The following is a 9614-nucleotide window of genomic DNA, read 5'->3' on the forward strand; positions in this document are numbered from 1 at the left end:
TCAGACCCTGCGCACGACGGCTTTTCCGACGAGCCCCTGAGGCCGCAGGATCAACACGAGTATGAGAAGCATAAAGCTTACCGCATCCTTGAAGCCAGATGCCACGAATCCCGAGGTGAGGCTCTCGACGAGGCCTATCAACAGGCCACCTACGACGGCGCCCAGCGGATTGCCTAATCCCCCGGCGACAGCGGCCGCAAAGCCTTTCAGTCCGAGAAAAATGCCGTTTTCGTAGAATGCCGCGGACATCGGAGCGAGCATCGCCCCCGCGAGACCCCCGATGGAGCCGGCCATGATCATGGCCAGAGCCGCCGTCCGCCTGGGTTCTATTCCGCAAAGCGCGGCCGCCCGAGGTTCCTGGCTCGCGGCACGCATGGCCTTTCCCAGCATCGTCCGGGAAAAAACGTACCAGAGCGCCGCGCTGACGACGACGAGAACCATAATGATCCAAAGCCCTTGGCTAGGGATGTAGACATTGCCGAGCAGCACGAGCGGGAGCACGCCGAATTCCGGCACGAAGCTGACATCCCTGCCGAAGGCGAGAGCAGCGGCGCCCCGCAATGCCAATGCCGACCCGATCGTCAACATGACGAGCGTGAGGGGATCTGAGTTTCGCGCCCCATCGAGCACGCCGCGCTGCAGGACCCACCCGACGAGCGCGCATCCGGCAATCGCGGCAAGGATTCCGACCGGGATCGGCACTTTCGCGGCGGCGACGAGTCCCGCCAGAAGCACTCCACCAAGCATCATAAATTCGCCGTTGGCAAAATTGATGATTTTAGTCGCATTGTAGACGATGGTGAAGCCCAACGCAGCCATGCCGTAGACGCAGCCTACGACGATGCCGGAGACCACCACTTGGAGAAACATATCCATCGAATCCTTCGGAGGGTAGCCGGGTGACGCGTGTGCGGTCGGCCGCGCCGATCACTTCACCACGACGAACTTCCCGTTCTGAATCTTGAGCATGACCATTGACTGAGACGACGCATCGAGGCCGTTGTGGTTGTCAGCCGTGAACTTAAATATGCCGTTCGCCCCCGGGAAGCTAATGCCGTCGGCCATCGCTTCGGCGAGTTTCGCGCGATCAATGCTGCCGGTCTTTTTCACCGCCTCCTCTACAAGCCTGAGCGCGTCGGCTGGATGACCGATGAACGTCGTGGCGTCCGACTTGTATTTGGTTTTGTAGTCCTCCGCGAGCTTGCTGACCACGGCACGCATGGGATCGTCCGCGGGAAGGCTCTCCGGTGCAAGGAGACGCATGGAAGATACGAACGAGTTCTCCGCGGCCGCACCGGCCTGCTCGATCAACTGAGGGCTTGCAGCTCCATAAGAATTATAGATTGGTTTGTTGAAGCCGACGGCGGCGGCGTTCTTGAGGATGATCGTCGGGCCGGGGTTCACGCTCCAGATAAGAAGCGCGTCGGCGCCGCTCGATCGAATCTTGAGAACTTGCGGTGTCATGTCCGTATCGCGCGGTCCGAATTCCTCGGCTGCGACTATCTTCATTCCGGTCTTGCTGGCGACTTCCTTCACCACGCTGGCACCCGCCTGACCATATCCGTCGTTCGAAGACAGCAGACCGATGGAATGGATGCCCTTGCTCTTCATAAAATCCAGAAGATGCTCGGCGACGATGCGATCGGTGGGCGGCGTCTTGAACACAAACGGTGTAGGCGGCACGACAACGGTTTCGGCGCCGGCCATCGAAATCAGCGGCACCTTCATCTCGTTCGCAACCGACCGGATGGCGAGACTTTCGCCCGTGGTCGACGGACCGATTACGACCGAGACGTTGTCGGAATCTGCGAGGCGCCTGAACTGCTGTGCCGCGAGGGTTCCGTTGCCCTCAGTGTCATAGAAGAAGGGCTTGACCTTATAACCTGACATACCACCGCGGGCATTGATCTGTTCGACGAGCAGCTCAAACACGTTTTTCTGCGAAGCGCCGAGGAACGCTGCAGGACCGCTTGCCGCCATCAAGGCACCGATCCGGATCTCCTTGTCCTCGGCGTTAGCCGGGAGGATCACTGTCGCGATGAGACCTGCCGCAAGAAGCGCTCTGCGTATCACCATGGTATTTCCCCCTTGTTTATCGATTGATCCCGGTTCAAGATCTTGCGCCCGCAGCATGCAGGGCCGCGATGTACCCGAAAGTCATTCCGGGACCCAGCGTGATGCCACCACCGGAATAGTTGCCTCCCAGCACGCTCGCCATATCGTTGCCGACTGCGTAGAGCCGGGGAATCGGACGTCCGTTCGCGTCGATGACTCGTGCGTGAGCGTCGGTGCGTAGGCCTGCGAAGGTACCGATGTCACCGGGAACGACGCGAACCGCGTAAAAGGGGCCGTTCGCGATCGGCGCCATACACGGGTTCGGCTTGACTTTTGGATCTCCATGAAAGCGATTGTACGCTGTCGATCCTTTTCCGAAGACCGAATCCGTTCCGGTGGGAACGTCGGCGTTCCATTTGGCGATGGTCCTTTCGAACTCGCCAACCTCGATGCCGGCATTGTTAGCGAGGTCGGCAAGCGTTTCGCCGACGATGAGATATCCCGAACGGATTGACGGACCAAGCGGCAGGGGCGCCGGCTTCACATGGCCCAACCCGTATTTTCGGATGGTCTTGTGATCGGCGATCAGAAATGCCTCGACGGGCTTGTCCGACGAACATGCGTGTTTCATGCCTTGGACGAAGTCATGATAGCTGTTCGACTCGTTAACGAAACGATGTCCCGCGCGCGTGACGGCGATCACTCCAGGTTTGCCGCGATCAATGAAGTGAGGGAACGGTCCTTTGGTGCCGTCTTCGCGCGGCACCAAGCTCGTCGGAGCCCAAGCCGCCGCATTCGGATAGCCTTTCACCGCGTTTCCGCCGACGGTCTCCCCGAGACGAATGCCATCGCCCGTATTGCCCGGGCTGGCTGCAGACCAATGCTCGTCGAGATCCGCGCGGTGGCCGTAGAGCGTTTGCCGACGAGCAATATCCAGAGGAAATCCGCCGCAAGCCAAGACTACACCGTGACGAGCGACGATATGACGAGAGCCTTTCGGCGTCTGAACCTCGGCACCCGTCACGGCCCCATTCTCGTCCTGAAGAAGGGCCTTAACCGGACTGTCCAGCCACAACTCGACTCCGAGATCTCGCGCGGAGCGGAAAAGCCTGGCGGCCAGAGCATTACCATTCGTCAGAAGCTGGCTTCGTCCCTTTAGGAGCCGATCGAAACCGTACTTCGTAAGGCGGCGCGCCACATAGACAAAGGATTCCAGACGCTGGGTAGCTCGGTAGAAGTGCCAAAGCTCTTTACCGGATCCAATGGCGAGACCAAACAGAGTGAGTTCGGGGCGCGGAGGCCGCAATCGCTCGATGTCTTCGCCCAGAATTTTAGCATCCACCGGTTTCGTGAGTATCGACCGGCCACCAGGTGTTCCGCCTGGGGCATCGGGGTGATAGTCCGAAAAAAGAGGGGAAGCCTCGAAACGGACGGCCGTCTTGTCTTGCATGAAGGAGACCATTTTCGGCCCGGCTTCGAGGAAGGCTTCGACCCGCTCCGCGTCGTAGTGATTGCCAGCTTCGTGACGCATGTATGCCCGCGCGGCATCCATGGAATCCTTGATGCCTTCGGCCGCATCCAGATGATTATTGGGTATCCACAGGTAGCCACCGGAGAGGGCTGTCGTTCCGCCGAAGACTGCCTCTTTCTCGACGACGATGACCTTCAGTCCGTGTTTGGCCGCGACTACGGCCGCCGTGAGTCCGCTTGCGCCCGATCCGGCGACGAGGAGATCGTATTCCAGAAGACTTTCGGGCATCGAACTTCCCTGCTGTCGACGTTGTGCTCTTGATCGGGACGCTGCGCTCAGTTCGCCAGATATCCACCGTCGACCGGGAGCATGACGCCGGTGACGTAGGAGGAGAGCCGCGAGGTCAGAAAGATGGCCGGGCCTACCAACTCGTCGGGTTCGCCCACTCGCCCCATGGGCGTGTGACGGAGGAAGCGATTGATGGCATCGGGATTGGCGCGCGTCGTTTCGGTCATCGGCGTGGCGATGACGCCCGGCGCGATCCCGTTGACCCTGATGCCGTGCTCTGCGAGATCGACCGCCAGGGCCGTCGTCAATTGCTTCACCGCGCCCTTCGAAGCCGCGTAGGCCGCTGAATTCTGGTAGGCAACGAATGATGCGATCGAGCCGATATTGAGGATCCGGCCCTTCGTGCGAAAGAGTTGGGGAAGCAGCGAGATCGCCATGGTGGCGCAGCCCCGGACGTTTATGGCTATCTGTTCGTCCAAGTGGTCGAGAAAAGCAGGATCGTCGGGAGGTGTCCGTCTAGTGATGCCGGCATTGTTCACAAGGATCGAAATGTCGCCGAAAAATTCTGCCGCGCGAGCCGCCGCCGCCTGACAGGCCTCTCGGTCTGCCACGTTCAATCCGATGCCGACAGCTCTCCCGCCAGCGCTCACTATAGCCTCGGCCACCGCCCCAACTCCTGCTGCATTCAGATCGGAAACGATCACGCTTGCACCGCTGGCGGCCATTCCTCGCGCTATCGCAGCTCCATTACCTTGGGCTGCGCCTGTGACGAAAGCGACGTCTCCTTCCAAGAGCCTGGAGACCGCTCCTCCAACCATGACGTTCCTCCCAAAGTGCGATCCATTTCGAAAGCTAGATTTTATATTGTGTAACATAATTCTTATATTGTAATTCTTATTTCCTTCTCGAAACGCGTCAAGAGGCTTTTTTGGTTTTGACAATTACCTTCGGTTTGGGCAGGCCGGTCGCATGCTGAGAGAGAATCGCGCGCAAACAAGGAGAAGCGCCTCGGAGTCGCCTCAACTCGGGATCCAGTCGGTTGAAGTCGCCGGCGACATCCTGAACGCCTTGATCCAAGCCGACGGACCTTTGAAGCTGGCGGAACTGGCGCAGCGCGCTGGGATGCCGTCCGCCAAAGCACATCGCTACCTGGTGAGTCTGATCCGGATCGGTCTTGCTACCCGCGACGGAGTATCGGCGCGCTATGACCTTGGCCCAATCGCACTACAGTTGGGCCTAAAGGGGTTCTCGAGATTCGAGCCGCTCCGGTTCGCGGAGGCGACCTTACGCGAAATCGTCGACCAAGTCGGCGAAACTGCCGCGCTGGCAGTTTGGGGGGAGAAAGGACCTACGATGATCCGCATCATCGAGGCCCGCCACGAGTTCGCTACGACGATTGCGCTCACCCATCATTGCCCGATGACCTATTCCGCAACTGGGCTACTGTTCTGTTCGTTCGAAGATGCCGCCAGAACCGATACAGTGATCGAGCGCGAACTCGAACAGAATCGGCGATCGGGAAGGCTGAACGTCCCGCACGATGGCGCCATCTTGGCTCGAGCGATCCAGGAAACCCGGGCGCGTGGATTTGCCTGCATGTCTGATGGAGGCGGCGACGGGTATGGGGCGGTGAGCGCTCCGGTGTTCGATGTGACCGGCAGCCTTTGCATGGCCTTGACAGTCTTCGGCCGAGCAAATCGGGTGGACGCAAGCCCAGATGGAGTCTTGGGCAAGGTGGTCGCCGATGCAGCCCGACGACTTTCCGGATCCCTCGGGTACAGAGAACCAGGCTCGAGCTGAGCGCCACGGACATTTCGCGAGCATCGACATCAAAACGGTCACCGCCGATGCTGGCTATGTCTACGCCAAGATTTTCGGCGCGATCGAGCGGCGCGGCATCGACGCACTATCAATGGCTTTCGAGAACCGCGTAAATCTGGCGACATCGTGCGCGCGGCGAGATTGGGCGGGAAGCTATTTCCTTGCGGATGGCGGAAGACGTTGTTTCCCCACGACGGGCTGGTAGCCGAGGCGGGGAGCTGTCCCCGGGTTGCGCAGCGCCCCGCCTCGGCGGATAGGGAACGGGTCCCTGAACAGACCAACAGGCGCGGCGCCGTCGTAACCCTGCAAAGTGAAGCGGAGCCGCGCCTGTACCCAATCCACCAACAGTCTGCGTGATCGGCAGACCGCGGATTGCGTGGCGCGCAGTATAGCGGCCATCGCGCATCCGTCGAGCCTCACGTCGGCCTCGTCTTCGGCATTTGCCGGGGATCGCCGATGCAGGCCGCAGGCCGCTTGTTCTTGTGTGCCCGTTGCCGGGCCCAGGTGCTGATCTGTGGCCGTTGCGATCGCGGCCAGCGCTATTGCACTGCCGAGTGCTCCAGGACGATGCGACGGGCGAGCGTGCGCGACGCCGGCCGGCGCTATCAACGCACCCGTCGCGGCCGCCATCTGCATGCGGCTCGCGCCCGACGTTACCGGGCCCGCAATAAAATCGTGACGCATCAGGGTTCACCCTGTCCGGCCATGGATGATGTAGTGCCGCCGGCCTCGATCGCTGTCGCCGGCGGACAACCGGCATGTCTCGAAGGCCCAGCGGCGACAGCGATTCGCGTTCATCACGATGCTGTCGCTGCTGCAGCCGGCTGCCACCGTTCGTGCGGCTCGACTTCGTGCGACGTCGCAGGCCCTCCCTCGATCCACCCGACTGACCACGGAGCGTGTTCGTGACTATCCCGGTGAACTGGAGGCCCGGATTCTGCGCCTGCATCACGTCGAGAAGTGGCGCTGCGGCACCATCGCGCGCCAGCTCCACTTGCATCACACGACCGTGCGTCGCGTGCTGCGCAGGCTGGACCGCCCCGGCATGGGCCGCAGTTGCGCTCCGCCATGATCGACCCTTATCTGCCGTTCATCCGGCAGACCTTGACCAAATTTCCCGACATCACCGCCAGCCGGCTGCATGCCATGGTGCGCGAACGCGGATACCAGGCGGCCCTGATCACACTGATCAGCTTGTATCGGCCAAGGCCAGCAGCCGAGGCCTACCTGCGGCTGCGCACGCTGTCTGGCGAGCAGGGCCAGGTCGACTGGGCTCACTTTGGCCATATACAGATCAGTCGCGCCCGCCGGCCGCTGATGGCCTTTGTGATGGTGCTTTCGTACTCGCGCGACATCCACCTGCGCTTCTTCCTCGATGCGCGAATGGAGAACTTTTTGCGCGGCCACGTCGGCGCCTTCAATACCTGGTGCGGCGTGCCGAGAGTCCTGCTCTACGATAATTTGAAGAGCGCGGTGCTCGAGCGCCAGGGGGAGGCAATCCGTTTTCATCCGACGCTCCTGGCATTCGCGGGCCACTATCGCTTCGAACCCCGGCCCGTGGCGGTTGCCCGCGGCAACGAGAAGGGCCGGGTTGAACGCGCGATTCGTCACGTTCGCGACGCCTTCTTCGCCGCGCGCAGCTTTACCGATCTGGCCGACCTGAACGCCCAGGCCGAGCACTGGTGTCGCGGCCAGGCGGCCGACCGGCCCTGTCCCGAGGATCGGACCATGACCATTCGGCAGGCCCTGGCTCAGGAATAGCGGCAACTGCTGCCGCTGCCGGAGAACCCCTATCTGGTCGAGGAGCAGTTGCCCGTAAAGGTCGGCAATCAGCGAGCGGAATGCTTGGAGCAAGGCGTATCACGGCGTCCACTGCGATGATGATTGGGCTTGGCGGCGCAATCACCGATACGCCAGCATCATCTGCAACCCGGAAAGGCGCCGGGTAGTTACCTTGCTGCCGGATCGTGAGCCCGCGACCGCCCAAGCCTGGCTGGCGGCTCATCCCACGATCTCGGTCGTCGCTCGCAATCGTGGCGGTGGATATGACTAAGCATGGGAATGTGCAAGCAGCATCGCGCCTCCGATGGCAACCAGCAGCGGAAAGGCCAGGGTCGCCCTTTGGTCTTTTTTGGGACTCGTTTGCACTCTCCATTCGAAAAAGTACGATAAGCAGCTCAAATATTCGATGCTGCGCCACCTCCACATCGCGCATCGATTCGAAAAAGCCGATCTGACCGATTGGCCACGCTTCTTCATCTGCGCGGAAAAACAAAAAGGCTGCCAGAGCCATGAAGAGCAGCGGCCAGTGCCGAGCCCATCTGCCCCATCTGGAGTGCTGAATCAACGCGAGAACGCCGATCAGCATGACGAAAATGCCAGCCCAATGGTGGTTGTATTCGGACCAGGCCACGTCTTCCGCATTGCGGGGCAATATAATGCCTTCTCCAGGCACATAAGCCCGGGGCCCTGGGATTCGCCGCGCATCCGCTTCAGCGATTTGGGCCTGCAACTGGTTAATCGTCAGTTGGTCCGAGCTGGGGCTGGTGAGGCGCGGCCATTGCGGCGAGAAGCGCTCGACAATTTCCGGCCAGGTAACCCTGTCCTGCACAAGGCCGATTGCCGGAGGCAAGGACGTAAGCGAGGCTGCAGCCAGCAAGACAGTTAGGCCAATGCCGATCTCGGCCTCCGCGAAACGCTTCAAACGAAGAATGGAGGTGGACGGATCGCGCTGTAGCTTTTCCACGATGAGGTAATTCGCTCCGCCGAGCCCGAGCAACATGAGGAGAAGTGCAATCTTGGTCGTCACCATGACACCGCAAGCCGTGCCATAGATCGCCTCAGGCACGCCGATGTAACCGAAGGCCATCAGCATCCCACTGCCAATGATGACTGTGACAGAGGTAAGCGATATAGCCGAATAACGTCGCCCAACAACTCTGCAATCGGTGCCGTCCCGAGAGAGACCCAACGCGAGAAGAAAATAGGGGAGGCCGCCGATCCAGATGGCTGCGCCGGTCATATGCAACGCATCTGCGAGTAGATAGGGCCAGCGCAAACCTGGGCGGCTCACCGCATGGGTCAAGGAAAGCTGTCCGGCCAAAGCCGCGACCGCGAAGCTGATCAGCGCTGCCGTTCGCCACCCGCTTTCTCGTCCACAGCTTAAGAGGCCGATGCAAAGCGCGGCCAGCGATGGCGATATCGGCCCGAGCGAAATCAGCATCGAGCGTATCTCGCCAGGGGAGATCCAAGGTACCGGCAAGCACCGCCGCGTTGACTATCAGAGTGCTGAGCGTGAAGATGGCGAAAGCGATGCTACTATTGGCAAGGATGATACGGCATCGCCTTCCTATTTCGGAGCTTTCAGTCGAAAGTCGTAAGCTCAAGGGCTGCCAAAGCAAAACTGTAAAACCGATGCCGCCAAGCGTGAGAGATTGCGCGATGAGAAATAAGCCGCGCAGAATCACCGAAAGAAAGCCAAAGATCTCAGGGAAGGATGACACAGCGAGCTTTAGCGGACGCTGAAGGGAATATCGCCGCGGGTGATGTGACCGTCCACGCTCAAGACTTGCCAACGCAGGTGCCAGGCGCCAATCGCAAGAATTCTGGCGTCCGCTTCGAGGCTGTGTGGTAAATCTGGATCAGTTTTCAAGATGATCTCTTTGCCATCGGCTGTATAGAGCCGCAGCTTCGAACGAGCATGATCGATGCGGCTGTTGAAACGAAGGCGGATTGCCACGTCGCCAGCGGCGACACTGGCATCGACCGCCGGGGAGGACTGTATGACGATTGCATGAGAAAATGCTCTTTGCGAGTAGAGCAGCAATAAGGCAAACGCGAGAAGTAGCGACAATCTCCAGCGGTTAGCTCTCTTATTGCCGGCGGAAGTCCCGTGCGAGATAGTCGTCCGTTAAGAAGCCGATTGCAGCGATGAGCGGTCGCTGATTGCAGCGATGAGGGCGCGCAGGATTAGGCACCA

9 protein-coding genes and 2 pseudogenes are annotated in these 9614 nt (G+C 60.4%); 5 read left to right on the forward strand and 6 right to left on the reverse strand.

What is annotated here, in order from left to right:
- From AC3WLX_RS35115 to AC3WLX_RS35130, 4 genes are read right to left on the reverse strand one after another with little or no spacing between them, the layout of a single operon-like run.
- Complete coding sequence (locus AC3WLX_RS35115) at nucleotides 1–876, reverse strand: branched-chain amino acid ABC transporter permease (protein WP_024342768.1); 876 nt, start codon at nucleotides 874–876, stop codon at nucleotides 1–3.
- A 51-nt stretch (nucleotides 877–927) separates the two neighbouring features.
- Nucleotides 928–2076 (reverse strand): ABC transporter substrate-binding protein, encoded by a 1149-nt coding sequence (locus AC3WLX_RS35120; protein ID WP_024342767.1) that lies wholly within the window; start codon nucleotides 2074–2076, stop codon nucleotides 928–930.
- A gap of 34 nt (nucleotides 2077–2110) precedes the next feature.
- Complete coding sequence (locus tag AC3WLX_RS35125; protein ID WP_024342766.1) at nucleotides 2111–3814, reverse strand: FAD-dependent oxidoreductase; 1704 nt, start codon at nucleotides 3812–3814, stop codon at nucleotides 2111–2113.
- A 47-nt stretch (nucleotides 3815–3861) separates the two neighbouring features.
- The gene (locus AC3WLX_RS35130; protein WP_024342765.1) at nucleotides 3862–4632 is read right to left on the reverse strand and encodes an SDR family NAD(P)-dependent oxidoreductase; all 771 of its coding nucleotides are present in this window, start codon (nucleotides 4630–4632) and stop codon (nucleotides 3862–3864) included.
- Nucleotides 4633–4783: 151 nt separating this feature from the next.
- Here AC3WLX_RS35130 and AC3WLX_RS35135 point away from each other — a divergent pair, with 151 nt between their 5' ends.
- From AC3WLX_RS35135 to AC3WLX_RS35155, 5 genes and pseudogenes are all read left to right on the forward strand, one after another.
- Nucleotides 4784–5614, forward strand: a complete 831-nt coding sequence (locus AC3WLX_RS35135; RefSeq protein ID WP_024342764.1) for an IclR family transcriptional regulator — start codon at nucleotides 4784–4786, stop codon at nucleotides 5612–5614.
- Nucleotides 5559–5840 (forward strand): hypothetical protein, encoded by a 282-nt coding sequence (locus tag AC3WLX_RS35140; RefSeq protein WP_155248752.1) that lies wholly within the window; start codon nucleotides 5559–5561, stop codon nucleotides 5838–5840. The genes AC3WLX_RS35135 and AC3WLX_RS35140 overlap by 56 nt, the downstream gene beginning before the upstream one ends.
- Nucleotides 5841–6437: 597 nt before the next feature.
- A complete protein-coding gene (locus AC3WLX_RS35145) occupies nucleotides 6438–6707 on the forward strand; it encodes a helix-turn-helix domain-containing protein (RefSeq protein ID WP_210163721.1) in 270 nt (89 codons plus the stop codon).
- On the forward strand, nucleotides 6704–7396 hold the full coding sequence (gene istA / locus AC3WLX_RS35150) for an IS21 family transposase (RefSeq protein WP_245265958.1): 693 nt from the start codon (nucleotides 6704–6706) through the stop codon (nucleotides 7394–7396). The genes AC3WLX_RS35145 and istA overlap by 4 nt, the downstream gene beginning before the upstream one ends.
- A 118-nt stretch (nucleotides 7397–7514) precedes the next feature.
- Nucleotides 7515–7682 (forward strand): annotated as a pseudogene (locus AC3WLX_RS35155) (ISL3 family transposase); the annotation flags it as partial.
- A 651-nt stretch (nucleotides 7683–8333) separates the two neighbouring features.
- Here AC3WLX_RS35155 and AC3WLX_RS35160 read toward each other — a convergent pair.
- A pseudogene (locus AC3WLX_RS35160) lies at nucleotides 8334–8858 on the reverse strand (copper resistance D family protein); the annotation flags it as partial.
- A 288-nt stretch (nucleotides 8859–9146) separates the two neighbouring features.
- The gene (locus AC3WLX_RS35165) at nucleotides 9147–9488 is read right to left on the reverse strand and encodes a copper resistance CopC family protein (protein ID WP_028139113.1); all 342 of its coding nucleotides are present in this window, start codon (nucleotides 9486–9488) and stop codon (nucleotides 9147–9149) included.
- Between the last annotated feature and the right edge of the window lie 126 nt (nucleotides 9489–9614).

Source organism: Bradyrhizobium sp. FW305-F6, assembly GCF_058782905.1.